The organism is Micromonospora sp. NPDC005220, from assembly GCF_040607895.1.
Classification (GTDB): domain Bacteria; phylum Actinomycetota; class Actinomycetes; order Mycobacteriales; family Micromonosporaceae; genus Micromonospora.
This window is the reverse complement of the sequence record NZ_JBEXHP010000053.1, coordinates 1-18,325: the sequence shown is the minus strand read 5'-3', so window position 1 is coordinate 18,325 and position 18,325 is coordinate 1. Positions and strand designations below refer to the sequence as shown.

The 18,325-nt window shown below is 67.4% G+C and carries 18 protein-coding genes and 1 pseudogene; 9 read left to right on the top strand and 10 right to left on the bottom strand.

The genetic code is table 11. The features are described 5' to 3' along the window. Nucleotides 1-149: 149 nt before the first annotated feature. Nucleotides 150-842, bottom strand: coding sequence for a Crp/Fnr family transcriptional regulator (locus ABZU52_RS19935; protein WP_354972490.1), 693 nt, complete (start codon nt 840-842; stop codon nt 150-152). Nucleotides 843-917: 75 nt separating this feature from the next. Next, nucleotides 918-1,457, bottom strand: coding sequence for a Pycsar system effector family protein (locus tag ABZU52_RS19930; protein ID WP_354972489.1), 540 nt, complete (start codon nt 1,455-1,457; stop codon nt 918-920). Between the two features lie 212 nt (nt 1,458-1,669). On the opposite strand from ABZU52_RS19930, the gene ABZU52_RS19925 reads away from it, so the two are divergent. The 3 genes from ABZU52_RS19925 to ABZU52_RS19915 all read left to right on the top strand — a co-directional run bounded on the left by ABZU52_RS19925 (nt 1,670) and on the right by ABZU52_RS19915 (nt 5,518). Then, nucleotides 1,670-2,446, top strand: coding sequence for a hypothetical protein (locus ABZU52_RS19925; RefSeq protein WP_354972505.1), 777 nt, complete (start codon nt 1,670-1,672; stop codon nt 2,444-2,446). A gap of 185 nt (nt 2,447-2,631) precedes the next feature. Beyond that, nucleotides 2,632-4,626 carry a hypothetical protein gene (locus ABZU52_RS19920; RefSeq protein WP_354972488.1) on the top strand — a complete coding sequence of 665 codons (1,995 nt, stop codon included), beginning with the start codon at nt 2,632-2,634 and terminating at the stop codon, nt 4,624-4,626. Between the two features lie 184 nt (nt 4,627-4,810). Beyond that, nucleotides 4,811-5,518 (top strand): hypothetical protein, encoded by a 708-nt coding sequence (locus ABZU52_RS19915; protein ID WP_354972487.1) that lies wholly within the window; start codon nt 4,811-4,813, stop codon nt 5,516-5,518. A gap of 50 nt (nt 5,519-5,568) precedes the next feature. Here ABZU52_RS19915 and ABZU52_RS19910 read toward each other — a convergent pair whose 3' ends face one another. From ABZU52_RS19910 to ABZU52_RS19900, 3 genes are all read right to left on the bottom strand, one after another. Beyond that, nucleotides 5,569-6,828: a hypothetical protein gene (locus ABZU52_RS19910; protein WP_354972486.1), complete on the bottom strand. Its 1,260-nt coding sequence runs from the start codon at nt 6,826-6,828 to the stop codon at nt 5,569-5,571. 50 nt (nt 6,829-6,878) lie between these two features. After that, nucleotides 6,879-10,454, bottom strand: coding sequence for a BREX-2 system adenine-specific DNA-methyltransferase PglX (gene pglX / locus ABZU52_RS19905; RefSeq protein WP_354972485.1), 3,576 nt, complete (start codon nt 10,452-10,454; stop codon nt 6,879-6,881). A 72-nt stretch (nt 10,455-10,526) separates the two neighbouring features. After that, nucleotides 10,527-10,766 carry a winged helix-turn-helix domain-containing protein gene (locus tag ABZU52_RS19900; RefSeq protein WP_354972484.1) on the bottom strand — a complete coding sequence of 80 codons (240 nt, stop codon included), beginning with the start codon at nt 10,764-10,766 and terminating at the stop codon, nt 10,527-10,529. 315 nt (nt 10,767-11,081) lie between these two features. Between ABZU52_RS19900 and ABZU52_RS19895 the strand changes: the two genes are divergently transcribed. Genes ABZU52_RS19895 through ABZU52_RS19885 form a run of 3 tightly spaced genes read left to right on the top strand, consistent with a single transcriptional unit; the run spans nt 11,082 to nt 12,650 of the window. After that, complete coding sequence (locus ABZU52_RS19895; protein ID WP_354972483.1) at nt 11,082-11,360, top strand: DivIVA domain-containing protein; 279 nt, start codon at nt 11,082-11,084, stop codon at nt 11,358-11,360. After that, entirely contained in the window at nt 11,357-11,698 is a 342-nt protein-coding gene (locus ABZU52_RS19890) for a hypothetical protein (protein WP_354972482.1), read from the top strand. The genes ABZU52_RS19895 and ABZU52_RS19890 overlap by 4 nt, the downstream gene beginning before the upstream one ends. Next, nucleotides 11,631-12,650, top strand: coding sequence for an ADP-ribosylglycohydrolase family protein (locus ABZU52_RS19885; RefSeq protein WP_354972481.1), 1,020 nt, complete (start codon nt 11,631-11,633; stop codon nt 12,648-12,650). Before ABZU52_RS19890 ends, ABZU52_RS19885 begins: the two co-directional genes overlap by 68 nt. Here ABZU52_RS19885 and ABZU52_RS19880 read toward each other — a convergent pair. Next, nucleotides 12,635-13,540, bottom strand: a complete 906-nt coding sequence (locus ABZU52_RS19880; RefSeq protein WP_354972480.1) for a hypothetical protein — start codon at nt 13,538-13,540, stop codon at nt 12,635-12,637. The two genes, ABZU52_RS19885 and ABZU52_RS19880, sit on opposite strands and share 16 nt — an antisense overlap. A 2-nt stretch (nt 13,541-13,542) precedes the next feature. Next, entirely contained in the window at nt 13,543-14,427 is an 885-nt protein-coding gene (locus ABZU52_RS19875) for a hypothetical protein (protein ID WP_354972479.1), read from the bottom strand. A 60-nt stretch (nt 14,428-14,487) separates the two neighbouring features. Here ABZU52_RS19875 and ABZU52_RS19870 point away from each other — a divergent pair, with 60 nt between their 5' ends. The 3 genes from ABZU52_RS19870 to ABZU52_RS19860 all read left to right on the top strand — a co-directional run bounded on the left by ABZU52_RS19870 (nt 14,488) and on the right by ABZU52_RS19860 (nt 15,769). Then, a complete protein-coding gene (locus tag ABZU52_RS19870) occupies nt 14,488-15,027 on the top strand; it encodes a hypothetical protein (protein WP_354972478.1) in 540 nt (179 codons plus the stop codon). Nucleotides 15,028-15,143: 116 nt separating this feature from the next. Next, nucleotides 15,144-15,353, top strand: a complete 210-nt coding sequence (locus ABZU52_RS19865) for a type II toxin-antitoxin system VapB family antitoxin (RefSeq protein WP_354972477.1) — start codon at nt 15,144-15,146, stop codon at nt 15,351-15,353. Beyond that, complete coding sequence (locus ABZU52_RS19860; RefSeq protein ID WP_354972476.1) at nt 15,350-15,769, top strand: PIN domain nuclease; 420 nt, start codon at nt 15,350-15,352, stop codon at nt 15,767-15,769. Before ABZU52_RS19865 ends, ABZU52_RS19860 begins: the two co-directional genes overlap by 4 nt. Nucleotides 15,770-16,027: 258 nt before the next feature. Here the strand turns inward: ABZU52_RS19860 and ABZU52_RS19855 are convergent, their stop codons facing one another. From ABZU52_RS19855 to ABZU52_RS19845, 3 genes and pseudogenes are all read right to left on the bottom strand, one after another. After that, nucleotides 16,028-16,552, bottom strand: coding sequence for a peroxidase (locus tag ABZU52_RS19855; RefSeq protein ID WP_354972475.1), 525 nt, complete (start codon nt 16,550-16,552; stop codon nt 16,028-16,030). A 167-nt stretch (nt 16,553-16,719) separates the two neighbouring features. Beyond that, nucleotides 16,720-17,070, bottom strand: coding sequence for a DUF3024 domain-containing protein (locus ABZU52_RS19850; RefSeq protein ID WP_354972474.1), 351 nt, complete (start codon nt 17,068-17,070; stop codon nt 16,720-16,722). A gap of 39 nt (nt 17,071-17,109) precedes the next feature. Further along, nucleotides 17,110-18,325 (bottom strand): annotated as a pseudogene (locus ABZU52_RS19845) (hypothetical protein); the annotation flags it as partial.

The window sequence follows — 18,325 nt, the reverse complement described above, 5'->3', positions numbered from 1 at the left end:
AAAGAGACTACCGTGTTGATCAGCTCGTGCCACGCACGCCGCGACGGCACCCGACCGAAACATCACCCCGCGGTTCCCTGCCCGCCGGCATCCACCCGTACGACTGCGTAAGGCTCAGCTGGAGGCCGCGACCTGAGCGGCTCGTACCGTCAGGCGAAGCCGTCAAGATCAGCAATGGCACGTAGCCCATCACTGTCCCGGATGACAATTTCGCGATAGCCCGTGGCGATGACGCCGGCCCCCCGCAAGCTTCCGAGCGCCTTGTGCAAGCTGATCTCGGCGGCCCCACAGAGGGTCGCCAATTCGCTCTGGGTCAGGCGCACGTTGATGACGAGTCCCTCCCGGCTCCGCCGACCGTACGCCGTGGCGATTTCCCAGAGCACGCGCGCCAGACGAACCTTGACAGGGTAGGAGGCGAAGTCGACCCGGCGTCGGTTTGCCCAGCGCAGCCGGTCCGCGACGATGCCGGCGACCTCCATGGCGGCGTCCGGATTGGATCGAAGAAAGGCACGGAACGCGTTGCGGTGGATGATCCGAACGGTTGAGGGCCGGCAGGCGGTGACCGTTGCGGTCCTCGGCGTGCCGTTCAGCGCGGAGATCTCCCCGACGATGTCACCAGACATGCGGATGGCCAGCAGCGCCTGTCGACCGTCTGCCATCTCGACGGTGACCTTGGCGAGGGCGTCGTCCAGCAGGATGACGTGCGACTCGAGTGCACCCTCCTGCAGCACGACCTGGGACTCCTTGACCGAACGACGGATCCCGACGGCCAGGAGGCGATCCCGAGCGGCCCTGTCGAGTCGACCGAGGAAGGTCCCGGGCATCCAGGTCACGTCGTCCACGTGTCGCCTCCATCCTCGCTCAGGAGATCATCATTCACGTTCGGCTCCGAGATCGCTACTGATCGCTGTCACACATCACCGCATCACCGGTGCCGAAAGGGTAGAGACGAGCATCAGCCCCCCAGCGGACGCCATCGCCACCATGAGCCATGGCATGCTCCGGCGTACCCGCAGGTGCTTCGCCATCGCGATGTGGGCGAGCACCCTGACGAGGTCCCACACCTCATCCCTGTGCCGTCGAACTGACGCCGCGGACGGGCTGCCTGCTGCTCCGGCGAGGTTCGGGAAAGCGAATCGGTTGGCGCTGCTGGCACCGTCGAGACGGGGTCGAAGCACCAGAACGAGCAGCCAGGCGGCCGACGCGAGTCCAATGACGAAGGGAATCACCAGCAGCGCAGCCAGCAGAACGGTGATCGGGGCACCGCCAACCACGTGCGGCACCATCCTGTCCACAACCGCGGCTGCCACCCCGCCCTCAATCGCCAGGAGCGCAAAGGCCTTGGTATCCGCGTGACGAATTGAGGTCTGGAGCGAAGCTGCCACGGCGAGGCCGACCTGAAGATCACGCCACGGATCGAGGTGAGTCTGTCCGGCCGTCCGTCGAACGTTTCCCATGGGTCAAGTGAAGGCGGATACGGACGGGGGCATGAAGTCGAAGTACGGGTTGTCGTCCACCCGACGCTGAAGCGACAACCCGTACTTCTATGGAATTTCCAGGCCGCCGGACCGATATAGATGACGTTGAACAGCTCACCGTCGTCATTCGAAGGGTGGATCGCGTGCCTGACTTCGCGGATCCGGACCGCCGAGTTCTCGTCGCCGTGGACATGGAGAGCTACAGCGGACGCGACAACGTCCTGCAGTATCGGGCTCAACGTGCTTTTCAGAAAATCATGACGGAGGCCTGCGAGGAACTGGGCCTCGACCGTGCCACCTGGCTCCTCCAGCAGGGAGGCGATGGAGAGCTCGCGATCCTGCCCGCTGGGACGAGCGAGCGGGCGGTGGTGACGCGGCTGACGCCAATCGTTGATCGACTGCTGCGCGAGCACAACCGGGGCCTGGCTCCGGAGGCTCGGATCCGACTACGAATCGGCGTCCACGAGGGGCTGGTCCACCTCGACGGCGCGAACGGCTACCCGGGCGAGGCGGTCGTGACCGTCTGTCGACTGATCGACTCACCGCAGCTCAAGGCGGCGCTGCGACAGTTCCCGGGCGCCGCGGTCGCGTTGATCGTCTCGGACCGGATCCACCAGGACGTTGTCCGCCATTATCAGGACCTGAGGCCGGAGCACTTCCGGCGGGTGTCGGCCACGGTGCCGGAGAAGGACTTCGAAGCCATCGCCTGGATCTACGTCCCGGGTGAGAACATCGCCGGTGACGCTGAGGCGAAGGACCGCAACGAAAGCCGGCGTCCTCCCGGCAACTCGAGAGAGGGTAGCGGCGACGCCGGCCGTCGCAGCCGTGTCCCTACCCCGCAGCCCCTCCCCGGGGGCCAGGTCTTCAGCAACATCACGTCCCACGGGATCAACGCGTTCGGAAACGGCAACGTCATCTCCACCTCAGGCACACACGACACCACGGATCCACGGCGGTCGGACTCGTGAGCGGATCACAGCCCGAAGATGCTGCCAACGCCCCTGACACCCCGCGGGACGGTGGTGGGCGTAATGCCGTAGTCAAGCAAGGGGCTCCGCTGGACGACTGGCCCTCCCTGGCAGAGGACCGCAGCCAGTCGGACAGTGACCAGGGAGACGAAATCCCTCCGGGCTCGCTTCGCCTGGATCCTCGAGTGGGCGAGGAACTGTACGGCACCAACGTCGAGGCCAGCTACTCCGACATCAACGCCAGCGGGGTGAACGCCTTCGGCAACAACAACACCATCCACCACATCAGCTATCAGGGCCAGCCACCCGCCAAGCCCATCATCCGGGATCTCGTCGGAGTGCCGGATCTCCTCAAGGTCTACGCGGAGGCTGCTGCTGACAGCAGCCTGTCCGCCTTGCTCCATGAACGGTCCACCGCCTGTTTGACCGGCCGTCCCAACACCGGCCGATTTAGCACAGCGTGCGCCGCGCTCGCTCGACGTCACCGCGCGGATCGGGTGCGCGAGGTGCTGCTGCCCGAGGAGGTCGGGCCGGAGGCCCTGCATCGCGCGGCGGACAGCCTCGCGGAAGATCACGGCTATGTCCTGCGACTGACCGGGCACAGGCATGTCGAGACGATGCGCCTGCTGGCTGACGTATTCCGGCAACGCTCGGCGAGCCTGCTCCTGATCCGGGATGACGACTCACGCGCCGGCAGCAGGCACAGCGCCGAGGTGCCGCACCAGAGCCCTGCCCCGGTGGCCGTCTTCCGCAGACATCTGCAACACCAGCTACGCGATCGTGCGGACCTGAGTGGCGAGGAGAACGAGTGGCAGGTCGACACATATCTCCAGCATGGGGATCTCCGTGCGGCGCTCGAGAGCACGTACGGGCCTCGAGAGGTCGTGCCGCTTGCTACGGCTGTCGCGGATCGCCATCCCGCCGACGGCGATGCGATCGCCGAGATCGTAGGGATGTCCCAACCGAGGCGAAGGGCGCGCGCAGCCGACGTTCTCCGCACCGAGGTCGCCGGCGGGGACCGACGACCGCGCCGAGCCGAACAGCACGAACGAGCGTTCCGCATCGCGTACGCCGTCTTCGCCCGGCAACCGCTGCACTACGTTTTCGAGGCCGCGAGCCTGCTGCTCGAGGAGATCGACGGACAGGCCAAGCGGCCGGACTGGGGCAGGATGGCGTTGCAGCACCCCGTGTCCGAGCTGCTCGGGCCACTCGATGTCGACTGGCGGGAAGGCCGGGAGGCCGCACGCTCGCACGTCGGCGTGTCCCGATCTGCATGGCTACGTGACGGTGCCATGCGAGGTGCCATCATCGACGAGGCGTGGCACGAATTCGACAGCACCAGACCGGCGATACTCAAGTGGCTCGACACCTTGGTCGCTTCCGACGACGAGCCGGTGCGCCGCGCGGCCGGCGAAGCGGCGGGCTTACTCGCTCACCACGACTTCGATCGGGTGTGCACGGATCTCATAGACGGTTGGGCGTCCGCGCCCAGGCCTCGGAGCCGTCAAGCGGCGGCCCGGGCGATCGTTGTGGCGGACATGGGCGGCAACGTGCACCACCTCGTCCGCCGGAAGGTACGGGACTGGGCCGGCGGCCACCGCAACTACCAGCGGGACGCGGCCGCTCTCGTCTATGCCAGCGGACTTCAGCAACCGGACCTGAGCTGGAGTCTCGCAGACCTGCGCCGCATCGCCGAGGATCGGATGCAGCAGCACACCCACGCAGTGGCCGAGAGCGTGTACCAGCTCTACCTCCATTCCCATGATCGGGCTGACCAGATCATCTTCGAGTTGGCGCGGTGGTCGGATGACCGCCAATTGCAACGGCATGCCGGCAACGCCCTACTAATCCTCGCGTCACGGACCGCCGACGATCTTCCCAGCGGCGCTGCCGACCTGATGACGAAGCTCGCGGCGAGCCAGGTAGACGCCGCCGATCTCGCTCGTCTCTGGCAGGTGTCGCTGCTCGCCACGCTCCCGTCCCGTCGTGCGTGGCTGATCTTCGGTCAGTGGCTGCACAGGGCCGACTCCGATGAAAGCTTCCGTAAGTCGATCGGTGCGTTGGTGACCGACCTGGCGGCCGTTCCGGCCCTACGGCACCGACTGCAGTTCCATCTCATACGGCTGAGTGAGTTCCAGAACGGCCTGCCCCGGTGGCTCGAGAACGCGATGAGGGAGTAGTGACATGACAAGCCTTTTCAGCACGGAACAGCCACGGGTGGGACCGTGGCGCCGGTTCGGGACATGGTTACTGACGCTCTGGCGTCGCCTGTTGGTGGCGCTGCAGGGGCCGGGGCCCATCTCGGCGCCGATCTCGCCGGCGCCACCCCCGCCACCACCCGGGCGGTTGACGGAACGACGAGACGTGTCAGCGCCGATCATCGTCCCGGCACGCGGTTACGTGTTCACCTTCCGCATCCGCGCCGCGTTCGTCTGGTCATCCGAGGGAATCCCGCGCGAGATGCTGAGCGGCTCCGCGCAGTACTTCATGCCGTACGCCATTCGCGCGCTGACCCGTCTGGCTGCGGCACGCGCTCGCAATTTCGCCGCGCACCGGGCCAGGGATCTGGAGGTGGAGTTGCAGCGGGCGCTGGCCGAAACAGGACCGTGGCGCTACGAGCGCGGCGGCGCGCAGGTCGCCTGCCAGCCGTACGTGTGGGTGGAGCTCGACGAGGGTGTCAAACAGGCCGTCCGGCCCTACTGGGAGCAGCTCATCAAACTCGACTGCGAGTACGACGTCGATGTAAAGCGGGCTCAGTATGCCGATCGACTCAGTCGGCAGTGGCTATCGATCCTGGAGAAGCTGGTGGACAGTCCGGTCGCCGGGGGCGCAGCCAAGATGACCAACGAGAGTCTCGCCGCCGTCGTTCAGGAACTCATCGCCCAACAGCAGGCCGCCTCACAGCGACTGGATGACCTGCTCGCTGAGGGACTACGCAGTGATGACGCCTACGAGAAGGCCACGTCGTTCGAATTCCTTACCGAGCGGCTGAAGTCCCACGGGCGGGCAGCGCCGTCGGACCTGAGGAAGCCGACCCGGAACGGTTCCGCACCCGATCCCGGCAAAGCCTGACGTACTAGTCAAGGTGACAGTACCGACTCGCCGGCATCCGTCGAGACGCTTCACCCACGGGTGTCCTCGACGCGTCCTTCCTTGTCGTCTCCGCGCTGGCGGAGCGCTCGCTCAGCGAGCAGGCCGGAGAGCTTGCCCGTCGCCCACTTGGCTCGGCCGAGTGTCTCGTCGCCGAGGCGCTTGGCGGTACCAACGCCCTCTGCTCCCGTCTCGAGCGCCTTGTCCCGCACCTCCATGGCCGCGTCCGTCCATCGTCTCGCCTCCGACGACTGTCGATCGCCCTCGATCCCCAGCCGCCCGTGGAACTCGACGATGGCGATCGAGACATGGTTGCTCGACTTCACCACAGCCGGGGAGTCCATCGGATTCAGCAGCACCTTGGCGTTGGCTCTGCCCGCGGCCGCGTCCATCCGGGCCAGCAGGCGCTCGGTGCACCGGGAGATGAGTTCGAGCCTGTTCTGCCGGGCAGTCCTCAACCCGAGGCGATGCCCGTCCAACTCCCCCGGCGACGCGTCCAGCACCCGGTCGAGTTCGAGCACGGCGATCGCGTCCTGCAGCTGGAAGCACCGAGCCAGGACGACGAGCCACTCCTGCCCCTTCGTTTCTGCTTCCTTGGCCGCCTTGGCGAGATCACCGATCGTGGTCTTGCGCTCCAGCTTCTCCGCGAGCGCGTCGAGTTGACGCAACGCGTACGCCTGGGTTTCTGCGATCGTCGCCGGCGCGCCCTGCACCTTCGACCACGTGACCTCGTCGACCCGGCCTCTCGCCTCTCGGATGGTCATGGACTCCTCGATGACGAAGCCCACGCCGATCATGCGGGCCAACACGGCGTCCTTCTGGGCGCGGAGCACATCGTCGACCTTCTCGTCGATCGTGGCGAGATAGTCAGTGATCTCCTTCATGCTCTGTTGCATCGCAAGCTGCGCCATGATCCCCGCAGCGCCAGCCAGCAGCGCCGGGTTGCCCGCGATCGCCCCGGGCCCCTTCGAAATCTGGAGCCATTTCTGGATCGAGCCCGGATCCCCCACCATCGCGTGGCTGACGCCTGGGGTCTTGGTCGGCATCAGACCGAACTTGTGGACAGTCTGCGCGGACTCCTTGGTCAGTTGCACCCAGCGACCCGAGTGGGCGGCGATCTCGGAACCCGTCTGTGCCGCTGCCGCCCCGGCACTGAGGACAGACCCGAGCCGAGGCAGTCCGAGGTCCGTCGACGGCAGTCCCTCGGAGACGAGGAAACGTTCGACGGCCGTCGGATCTCCGATGACCGCCAGCCCATCACCGTCACTGATCAGCTGAATCTCGTTACCCATTGTCGGCTCCTGATGTGCGGAAGGGGTGGACAGCGACGACCTGTGCTCGGTCACTGCTTAGCTCTGCGGCCCCGGACGGCCTTGGGTGAGCGCCAGGAGGTGAGGGCCTCGTCGGTGAGGTGCAGGCGGTTGGTGGTCTCGGCGAGGAAGCCGGCGTAGATGTCCGCCGGCGAGGCACCCCACTCCGGGTCGAACTCGCCGTGCCACTGGCGTACCCAGGGCAGGATCTCGCGCAACCCCGCTACCAGCGGCAACAGCCGGTCGGCGGCCCAGCCGTCCTCCTGCTCGCGGGCGACGATCAGGGTGGCCAGGGCCTGGGCCTGCTCGCGGTGGTCCCAGCCGGCCCAGCCGACCAGCAGCGACGGGTCACCGTCGCGGCTGGCACCCGGGTACGAGACGAACCGCTCCTTGGGTACGTCGAGCTTGCCCCGGTGCTTCCAGTAGCTGGTCTTGAGGAAGTCCGCCGAGGTGTACTTCGGCGGCACCGGGATCTGCTTGCGGAACTCCCGCTTCGCCGGCTCGTCGGGCAGCGCGTCCTCCTGCCGCTGCAGGTCCCACACGTGCTCCCAGTCGGCGCGCTTGCTCAGGCCGGAGTCCTTGTAGCGCAGCGCGGCCAGGTGCGGCACGTGCTCGTCGGCCACCAGGTCGGCGATCACCTTGCCGAGATCCTGACCGGGCGCGTAGAGATTGGCGACGGTGAGCACGTCGGCGTCGCGGCGCAGCTCGTCGGCGAGCTGCGCGGTGGTCATCGGGCGCGGCTGCTCCAACCCGTCGACGTGGTGGTACCACAGCTCACGCGCCTCGCACCGGTCCAGCAGCCAGTCCCGCAGCGCCTTCGCCTGCATCGCGTCCCAGCCCTCGCTGGCCCACCGCCGCTTGCACTCCGGCCGCTCGATCAGCCCGATGTTGCGGTTGCCCTCGATGACCGCGATCCGCCGCTCCACGACCGCCCGGTACTCGTCCGACCAGTGCGCCGGCAGCTCGGTGATCGGCGTAGACCCATGCCGCGCGAACCAATGCGTCTCCGCCTCACCAGCTTTGACCTTGCGGGCGAGCACGATCTCAAATGCCCGTTCCCCCAGCTTCAACGTTGGCACCGAGCCGGCCGGGGCGGTCAACTCCTCGTCCAGCAGCCCGTAGAGCGAGTAGACCTGCCAGTCCAACTCCTCCTGCAACGCGATCATCCGCGCCCGGACCGAGTGCCACTCCCGGCCGGCGGCGTAGAGCCGCTCGCGAGTGGGCACCCCGGAGGCCGCGACCGCCGCCGGGCTCACCGTGGCAAGCCGCTGCGCCAGGCCGTCGATCTCCCGACTCAGTTCAAGGGGGTACGCCGACGGCAGCGGGAAGTCGCCAAGTCTCGACCCTACAAACTGATACCGCTCAGACCACGGCTCCGCGCTGACACGTGCGCCGTCTCCGCCAAGTGGATCTCCTCCGCCACCATAGCTCTGCTGCTTAAGCCAGAAGCAGGCGGTAGAGCTGTTAAGGATTCCCAGCAATCGCAGATGGTCTTCCTCCGATGCCTCCTTGGTCAACTTGATTACCAGAGCCGAACGGTTAAAGACCTTGCCACCCCGGTCCAGCACAAAATGGTTGTGCGTCGCCACGAATGCAAAGGCAATCGACATAGACGTTTCGTGACGTCCAGAGAAATAAATACCAAGATCAAACCAGCGAAGCCCTCGCTCACTGGGGATCTTCCCGAAATAGAGACGTCTTGCCAGGTTCGTGCGCAATCTCCATAGGTATCGCAAAGTCTTTGGCAGCAGTCCTCGCCTCGATCCGTCAACCTCATAAGGCATGACCGTCGACAGGGGAGCAGCTAGCAAAAAGTCGCGGACCTCATCTCCGTTGACCATTGGCATGACATCCGAACCCACGCCCATCCGTCGGACAACGTCCTTCGGCATGAGGAATGCGTCATCCTCTAGAGTCAACGCGGTCATTCCGATATCGATGCCGTCTCTCGACATCAAATCCGGAGCTTTTTTCAGAAAAGCCATAATTTCGTCTGCGCCACCGCCGGAGAGGCTCCATGGGTGAGTAGCCAGGTTTGCCCGGGGTGTATCCGCAGCACTGGCCCACTCGCTCTGTGATCTAGGGCGATCAAACTGGCGTAAGATGGCTTGCCAGACACGACCCTCCCGCGGGTTCGCCGGGGCGGCTGGCTCGCCTCGGATGCCCATCACCGTTCGAATGGTGGCGGGCCGGTTCCGGTTCGTGTTGCGGCCGATGAGGATGACGGTCGGTGTGCCGTGGCCTGGTATGTAGGCTCCGGAGGTATCGATGATGTGAGTCAAATTGACCCGTGTCGCGAATAGAACCTCGATCATCTTCTTGCCGAACTCGCGTTTCATGAACGAGTTAGCGGTGATCTGGCCGGCGTAGCCTGCGCCGTTGCCTTCCCCGTCGGCACTCTTGGCCAGTTCGAAGAACCGCTGGGAGAAAGGCACTGACAGCGCATACTTCCCAGAGCAGGCGTCGTACATCTCGCGATAGGCCTCGTTGAGGCCCTTGTCCTTGACGGTGATGTAGGGCGGGTTGCCGACCACGACGTGATAGCGGCCGGGGCTGAGGATGCCTGAGTGCTCCTGCACGTCCTCGGTCGCGTAGGCGAACTCGGTCATCGGGTCGTCGCCGAAAAGTATGGCCTGCCGCCGCTTGATCAGCGAGTCGCCCACGGCGAGGTGCATCGGGAAGACATACCCGGCGGAGTCGGCGAGGGTCTTGACGCCGCTGACACGGAGAGCGGCGACCAGGAGTCGGAAGCGGGCGATGGCTACCGCGAAGGGGTTGATGTCGACGCCGTGGACGGCGTCGAGGGCGAGGCGTACCCACTCGTGGGGGTCGCGATTGGGGGCGTGCTGCTCCCACTCCTTGAGGAGGCGGTGGAAGGCACCGAGGACGAAGTGGCCAGAGCCGCAGGTCGGGTCGATCATCTTGACCACGTCGTGGCCGAACTCGGCGATCGCCGGCGTCAGCGTCAGGTCGAGGATGAACTCCTCGACGAACTCCGGCGTCTGGAGCAGCGCATACGTCTTCCGGGCCGCCTCCGACAGGTCCTGGTAGAGGTCACCGAGGAAGCGGGTGTCCCACAGCTCGTCGCAGAACTTGTGCACCAGGTCGCCCTGCTCGGTCCGCCGACGCCAGAAGCCGATCAACTCCTTGGCCGCGTCGTGGGACAGCGGGATCTGGTAGAGCGGATTGTGCCGCTTGTCGAAGAGTGACTTGCCGGCCTGGGTGCTGGCGATGGTATCGAAGCCCTGCTCCAGCCAGCCGCGCAGCGTCTCCTCGGGCCGCTCCCGGAAGAACTGCGCCTCGGCCTCCTCGGCCAGCACCAGCCGGTCCCCCGGGCCCGCCAGGTAGGGGTCGGGCAGCAGGCCGTTGTCCTCGCAGAAGCGGACGAAGACGGTACCGAGCACCCAGGCGACAGCCACCTGCGTGACGCGCTCGTCGCGCCAGGCCGCCCAGGTGGCGGCGGTACGCCCGACCTTGAAGGCGTGGTCGTACTCGCCACGCAGCTTGAGGCGCACCTCCTCGACCGACTCGGCCTGCTCCCGCAGGTCCTTTTCCAGGTTCTTGACCTGCTTCTGCAGGTCGGACAAGAGCAGCTTCCGGTCGATCACGCGACGACTCTAGTCGTCCGGCCGACGGGACGGAGGTACCCGTAAGGCCCGTTTGCGTCGCCGGGTCGCTACCTACGGCTCCCGCATCCAGGTCTTTGGATCAGTGACGAAGATGCCCTTACCTTGATGCCGCCGGATCACTCGCAGCGCTTCCAGCCGTACGTAGACCATCTGGATGGTCGATGAGCTGACCTCGAAGCGGTCAGACATGTCAGCGATCGAGGGCAGCTTGTCCCCTGGTTTGACCTTTCCGCTCCGCAGGTCCCCGATGATCTCGTCCGAGATCCGGATGTAGTCCGGTGTCTGTGGCATGGCACTCCTCGCGTGGCACGCCAATTTGATCACGACACGCACCCGCGGGACAACCGAGCGTTGCCATCCGCAACTTAGGCATATATGGTTGATCGCGAGCCGGTCCTCGCGTGGCAACGAGTTCGGCTCACCCCCTGGTCGGGGCGGGTGTGGGTGCCCGTCCCGACCCGTCGGACTGCTCTGCTGTCGTACCGCTGAATTGAGCTGCGGCGGCCGAGCGGGCGGGTCGCCCGCGGCCCCCGCGCGGACGGCCCGCCCTTCCACACCCTCTGCCGGGAGCTTCCGCGCTCCGGCCTGCCCGCAGAGAGGATCGTCGTGGCTCAGGTGTATCGAGGTGGCCAGCCCTACCCGGCCGGTCACCCGGGCCGGTTGACGCCGCACGAGGTGCGGACCCGCAAGTTCGCCGCGCGCCAGCGCGGCGTCGACCCCGATCAGGTACGCGAGTTCCAGGCCCGGGTGGCCGAAGAGCTTGCCATGCTCAACGAGACGGTACGGCTGCTCAGCCAGGAGAACGACCGGATCAAGCGGGCGCTGCGCGATTGGCAGACCATGCACGCGCGGGAGTGCCGCCCACCGAACTCCGGTCACTGGTGACCGTGCGGCCCTCCCCCGGCGACCTGCTCACCATCGACGGCCGGGCCTCGGTGCAGTTCGCCGGGGACCGCGCCCTGACGTTCCGCGTCGTGTCGGTTTCCGACCAGCCGACGTACCACGGCTGGATCTGGCTGACCGGCTACGTCCTCAACCGGCGCGGCGAGGCGACCGCCAAGCGCGAGATCTACGTCCAACTCGCCGGCCTCCGCCCCGCCACCGGCACCCCGGCCCCGAGACGGTCCCGCGCTACCCGCCCCTATGCTTCGCGGAATGACCAAGGTGACGGCAGCGCAGCTCGCGACCGCTCGGGGCTGCGTGCTCGGGCTGATGCTCGGTGACGCGATCGGCGCGACGGGCGGCAACGTGCCGGCCAGCGGAAGCTTGCGGGCCACCAGCGCCGGCCAGCTCGCCTGCTTCACCGTCGAGGGCCTCATCCGCGCTGATGTGCGCGGCGCCCACAAAGGAATCTGCCACCCGCCCAGCGTCGTCTGGCGTTCGTACCATCGCTGGGCCACGATTCAGGGCATCTCCGGGCTGGAGGCGACGCCGGACAAGAATTGGCCTACCGGTTGGCTGTCCATGGTGCCGGCGCTGGCGGCGCGACGTGGTTCAGCGCCGGCGACGGTGGCGGCGTTGCAGCGGCGGACGATGGGCACCATCGCCAAGCCCGGTGGCACGAGCACCGGGGCGCACGCCCTCACGCGGACTCTGCCGGTCGGCCTGTACCCGTCCTGCAACCCAGTGGACGTCGCCGCGCTCACGCACACGGGTGAGGCGCTGGGCGCGGCCTGGCTGGGTGCCACGGTGGTTCGCCTCCTCGCGGCAGGAAGACGCCTTCACGACGCCCTGGAGAGTGCGCGGCTGCACGCTGCCGACTGGCGCGAGGTGGCGGAGCGGTCGCTGGCGCCGGCCGTGGCCGCGGCCAGGTCCCGCCCGGGCACACTCCAGGAACTCACCCGCCTCGCACCCGACGCGAGGGCGGTTTCCGCGCTGGCCGGTGGGGTCTACACGGCCGCATCGTTTCCTGCGCGGGAAACGGTCCGCGAGGCGCTCCTGTTCGCCGCCTCGGCTGGCGACGGCGGCCAGGCCGCGACGGTTGCCAGCGCATTACTGGGAACGGCACACGGACCCGACGCGCTACCCGTCGACTGGCTATCCCGACTGGAACTGGCGTGGCCGGCTGACACCCTGGCCCGGGACCTCGTGACCCAGCTGGCGGACAGCCCGTCCGGTGGCGAGTACGTCGACGCGACCGACCCACACTGGTGGAGCCGCTACCCCGGCAGCTGACAATTCGTGACCGTCGGCCTTCGTTGCTGCTGCACCGTGGCGTTGCCGGCCGCGTCGGATCGGCCCGCCATCAGCCGGTGCGCGACCCAGAGCGCCGGGACGACCGTCTCGTAGAGGTACGGAACGCCGGTCAACCGTCCCCAGCGGTGAATCCCTCGGGCGGAGGGGTGGGTGAATGCCGCGACGAGCGTGTCGACGCCCGCCAGTCGCGCCTGTTCCAGATGTGGGGCAAGCTGACGGCGACTGGTTGTCAGCGCGGTGATTGTCTTGTAGACCTCGACCCCCTGCACGATGCACAGGGTCGGCTGGAGAATCTTGATCGTCGCGGCCATGTGCGGGAGACAGTTGCGGCTCATCGTGGGATTGCTCAGCGACTTCATCGTCTCCCCGACTGTGGCCGAGCAGAGTCGCATGTTCGCCATGGCGTAGGCGTCAAAGAGGTGTACGGGCGCTACGCCGTCCAGGTGAAGCAGTTCGCCTGCTCGATCGGACCCCGGCTCACGGCCCACCGCCAGCCTCAGGGCGCTGGCGACACCCTGCATATGCGGATTGCGGCTGTTGAACGGCAACCTGGCGGATTCCATCACCTCCGCATGCCGCTGTTCGAGGGTCACGCTCTCCCGCAGTCGTGCCGTGTCCATGGCGATGACCAGGATCCGGATCGGTACCCCGTCGAGGGTCAGGTCGTAGTGGCGGCCGACGTGCGAAAGCTGCCCGGCCGCGAACTCCACCTCCGGTCGAGGCGCCCCGCGTCCGTCGAACAGGACGGCCCGTTGACAACTGCCCAACTTTCGGCAGACGCAGTTGCCCGATGGTCCGAGAACCTGCTCGGTCATGTACCGGCGCAGCTTGTCGACTCGCCCGGCTGTGGCCGACGCGTCGCTGGCCACGCTCATGGCGACGGCTCCTCGGCCGCGCTGACGAGGATTCCGGGTTCGACAGAGCCTCCGGCCCTGGGCCGAGGGGCCGGTCGCTCGCTGCCATCAGCTTCCTCTCCGGTGAGCGCTTTTCGGAGGAGCGCAGTCTCCTTCTCGCTCGGCGGTCCGGCGGCGCCGGCATGCCACTCGACGACGAGCAGCTGGCCAGAGGGCAGTGAGTACGTTCGCACCGCCCGGCTTGGCACCGCTGATCCATAGTCCGTGCCGCCAGATCCCAGGCTGCCCTTCTGCGGCAGGCCGAGCGCTTGGGCAAGGTTGTTCCAGGGCTTACCGAAGGCGAACACGTCCTGCACCGGCAATTCGGCGATCGGCTGCCAGACGAACTCATCGATGACCTCGGGCGGCGGCTTCAGCGGAGCGGTGATGGCCTTCGAGTGCCATGGGTAGCACTCGAAGATCAACAAATCACGGTGGTCGGCGGTCGAATCCTGGAGCCACCGGCGGGTGAACTCAAGGCGCGCCCGGTAGTACGGGTTGCGCCCCATCTCGTGGGGCAGAGTCCAGGGCGGCCGGTTGTACGGGCAGGTTGTAGCCCATTTGCTGTACGACCCAGCCTCCCGAATTTCGCTGGCGAAGATGCCCTTCCGCGATTGAAAGCGCTGCCGGTACTCGCCCGGGTTCAGCCCGAGCACCACCATCCGGGGCGTCTGTTCCAGCCCGAGCAGGTCGCCATGGTAGGGCTCGGGGAATCCGTCCCGGGTGACCTGTCCGGGGCCGACGCCTGCAAGCGAGCCGAACCACTCGGGCAGTGGTGGCGGTAGTGGATCTTCGCCGTTGAGCCAGGACTCGATGTGGGCGTCCCAGAAGGCCGCAACCCGCTGCCGTGCGGAGGTCGTCATGACGAAAAGTTATCGATGCCTCACTGGTCAAGCCAGTGCGCAACGCAGAGAATCAACCCCGTGACCGAGAAGTTGCACCGGTTGGCGGCATTGCTGCAGGCTCGCGACGACCTGGACGCCAGGATCGCGGCGCTCACCGGGCGATCAGCCCGGCCGGGCGACATCGGCGAGTTCATCGCCGTGCAGGTGTTCGACATCGAGCTGGCAAGTACGGCGATCCAGGCCGGCTACGACGGCATCTTCCGATCCGGTCCGCTCGCTGGCCGGACTGTCAACGTCAAGACCTACGGCGACGCGTTCACCGGCATCGACATCAGCCCGCATCCCTGCGACTTCTACCTGGTGTTCGGCGGTCCGCCCCGCCCACTCGGCGTCGTACGGCACCACCAGTGGCAGATATCAGCGGCGTATCTCTTCGACTCCCGCCGCCTGCTTGAAACGTTGGCCACTCGGGGCGTCAAGATCGGCATCGCGACGAGCATCCGTCGAGCGGACCTTGATGCGGCTCGGATCTATCCCGGCACCAACGGATCACCCCCGCTGCGTCTGACGCCCGAGCAGACGGCCCTGCTGTCCCTGTTCGGCGCTCCCGTCATGTGATCCGTAGCAGTCGGGCAACTCACAGCTTGGCCGCGCCCACGAGCACGGTGATATCAAATGAGGATGTTCTTGATATCATCGGAGCTGACTCGCTGCCGCCAGAGAGGTCCCTGACCATGTCACGAACGATCCTGGACGTCGACGACGACCTGCTCGCGGCAGCGTCGAAAATCCTCGGTACAACGACGAAGAAGGCGACAGTCAACGCTGCCCTTGAGGCGGTGGTCAACCGGGAGAAGCGCCGCGAGTTCGCCGACTGGCTCAAGACCGGCGGGCTTCCCGACCTGACCGGCGGAACGGGCGCGACCAAGCCGGACGCGGCGTGAGCTGGGAGCTTTACCTTCTCGACAAGTCGGCGCTCGCCCGCTGGCCCAAGCCCACGGTGGCCCCTGTGCTCGACGAGTTGTCCGAGAGAGGGCTGCTGGCGGTGTGCGGAGCGGTGGAGATCGAAGTGATCCACAGTGCCCGCACCGCGAAGGACGCGCAGCGCGCGCGTTGGCTGCTCGGCGGCTTCCACTGGCTGGCCATGCCCGACGAGATCTGGGACCGGGCGATCGACGTCCAGGTCCAGGCGCTCCACAAGGGCAACCACCGCGCCCTGTCGATGGCAGACCTGCTGATCGCCGCCACTGCCGAACGCCACGGCGCCACCGTGCTGCACTACGACGGTGACTTCGACATGATCACGGCGATCACCGGGCAGCCGACGGCTTGGGTGGTGCCTTCCGGCACAGCTAGCTGATCGCACGCAGGTGGGTCCCCGGACTACCGGCCCTGCTGCAGGCCTGCGGTCACCGCCTTCGCGTCGAAACGGGCCGGGTCGAAGCCGGTCGGGTCGTCCAGGTCCAGCCAGTCCAGCCAGTCCACCCGAGCGGCGCACCGCCGCGTACTGATCGCTTCTTCGCGTTACGGCGTCGACCACGGCTCACTGGACTCACGGGCGCAGTCTGCCGCACCCGACCGACCTGATCGCAAACCGGTCGGTGAGATCTTCCTGGGTCTAGCCGCCGAAGCTCAGCGCCTGCCGCAGGTTCACGTCGAGGCTTTCGTTGTACTGCGGATCGGGCTCAGCCCCGGCAGCACTGAGTACCGTGCTGAAAAAGCATCTGGCACCAACGGCGAGGATCACGCGGAAGATCTCCGTGTCATCGAGACCGTGACTGCGCAGGCCCACGATGTCGGCCTCGATGACCGAGTTCGCATCGACCGCGACCTTTCCGGCGAAGTTGACGACTGCGACCTCCTGCGCGGAGAGGCCGGCGCTGCCGTGGTCTGACGCGATGGCGGCGACGGTCGGCGCGTCGAAGAACTTGTCTCGCAGGACCTTCCCGTGCGCCAGTCCGCAGTAGGAGGACTTCAGGGCCCGGGCTGCGGCGAGGGTCGCCAACTCGTAGCGGCGCAGCTCCATCTCGGCCTTCACCGCACCGTTGAGCTGCTGCCAGGCCAGGTACACGGCCGGGCTGTGGGCGAACAACCTGGTGTAGTTGGGCAGGTAGCCCATCGCCTTCGTGTCCGCATCGAACATCCGCTCAGTGTCCGGCGACTGCTCAGCCTGCTGCAGATGACTCATCCGGCTTCTCCCTACGCTGGACCGCGAACGGTACGCCGCTGGGACCGCGGACGCTGTCGGGAAAGTGCCGCGCACCCGGGGCCTGACGAGATCTGGGGACCGGGTGACGGTGATCAGAACGATCAACCCCAGAAGATCGCTGTGGGGTCCCGATCGAGCTCGGCGAGAAGGTTCGCCATGTTGCTTGTTGGCGGGGCCAGGTCGTACCGATGGAACCGGAGGTTGCGGTCCCGGTAGTACAGCGTCCAGGTCCCGGTGCTCTTGGTGTACCGAAGGCGCGCGACGGGAAGCCGCGTCCACTCCGACCCCATGTCGGCTCGCCACGGGGCCCGACACTCGACGATCGTCAGGTGGCGGGCCGCCTCCTCACACTCGATCCGCACCTGGTCACGGACCCGCTCCGGAACACGCTGGTGGCACCACTGACGCGCCTGAGCCACATCCGCTTCCGGTAGCCCTTGAGCTGCCGCCATTTCGACCTCCTGCCGATTCCAGTCGACCTGCGCGGCCCGTCAGGAGGCGGCCACCGCGCTGCGGTGGGCGTTGACGACCCAGGCGTCCGGCAGGGCGATCCACTCGTTGTCACCCACCCGCACCACCGCACCGTCCAGCTTCGGCAGCAGCGCCGGGTCCTCCATCGGGCAGAGCAGCCACACGCCCCCCACCCCACCGCGCGCCGCGTCGGCCAGCTCGTAGAGCCGGTCCATCGCCCGGTACCGCGCCAGCACCGCCGCGTCGTGCAGCAACACCGGCCCAGTCGCGGTCGACAACGAGGCGCGCAGCGAAGGCACGGTGAGCTGCCACGCCTGTTCGACGTACTCCCCCAGCTTGATTGCCGCCCGAGAACCTTCCTCGGCGATGTCCGCACCGAGCACCGTCTCCCACGTCGGCTTCGGACGGGCGTCGACCAGGGCGTGCAGGTGGTCCAGGAATCGCGCCGCCACGTTGACCGGCCGAGCGTCGAAGCGCCGGACCAGCTCCTCCCGTGCCAGGCCGTACCGGGACAGTCGTACCGTCAGCGCCCGGAACCCGCCGGCGGACCTCGCGCCGGTCAGCCGCTCCTCGGCCCGCATCGCCGCCGCCAGCTCCGGCGACTCAGCCGTCCAGCGGCTCGGTGCGGCGGTCGCCGACGGGCGGCGCTGCAGGATCGACACCGACGACGAGGCGGCTCGCGGCGGCGGCGGCACGTACCGGTCGCGATCCCAGCGCAGCTCGAAGCCCGCTTCGGCGAGCAGCCGGTCCAGCTTGGGATGTGGCGGCAGCGGATCCAGCTCCGGGAAGCGGGCGCTCACCCGGTCGGCGACCTGCGCCGGAGTGAGCCCACGCCGCCCCTCGCTGGCCGGGGGTACCACGCCGGCCTGGGCCAGCCGCAGCGCCCGTACCGGATCGAGGTCACGCGGGTAGAGCTCCAGTCGCGCGGTCGCGGCGGCGCGCTCCGAGGCCACCGCGGCGAGCAGCACCCGCCGCCGCTCGTCGATCGCGTCGGCCGCCCCGCCGGGCGCGGTCACCGCCGCGAGGGTACGCAGCACCGTCGCCGGGCTGGGCAGCACCTCGCTGGCGGCAAGCTTGTCGGCGGCCTTGCCCAGCGCGTCGGCGTAGTCCAGCAGGGCTGGCGCCGCCGGGGTGTCCGGCGCGTCGTCCTCGCCGGCCTCCAGCGCGACCAGCAGTCGGTCGCCGCGCGGGTGTGGCTTGCCGTTGATGTCGGCGCGGGCGTGCCGGCGCAGCAGC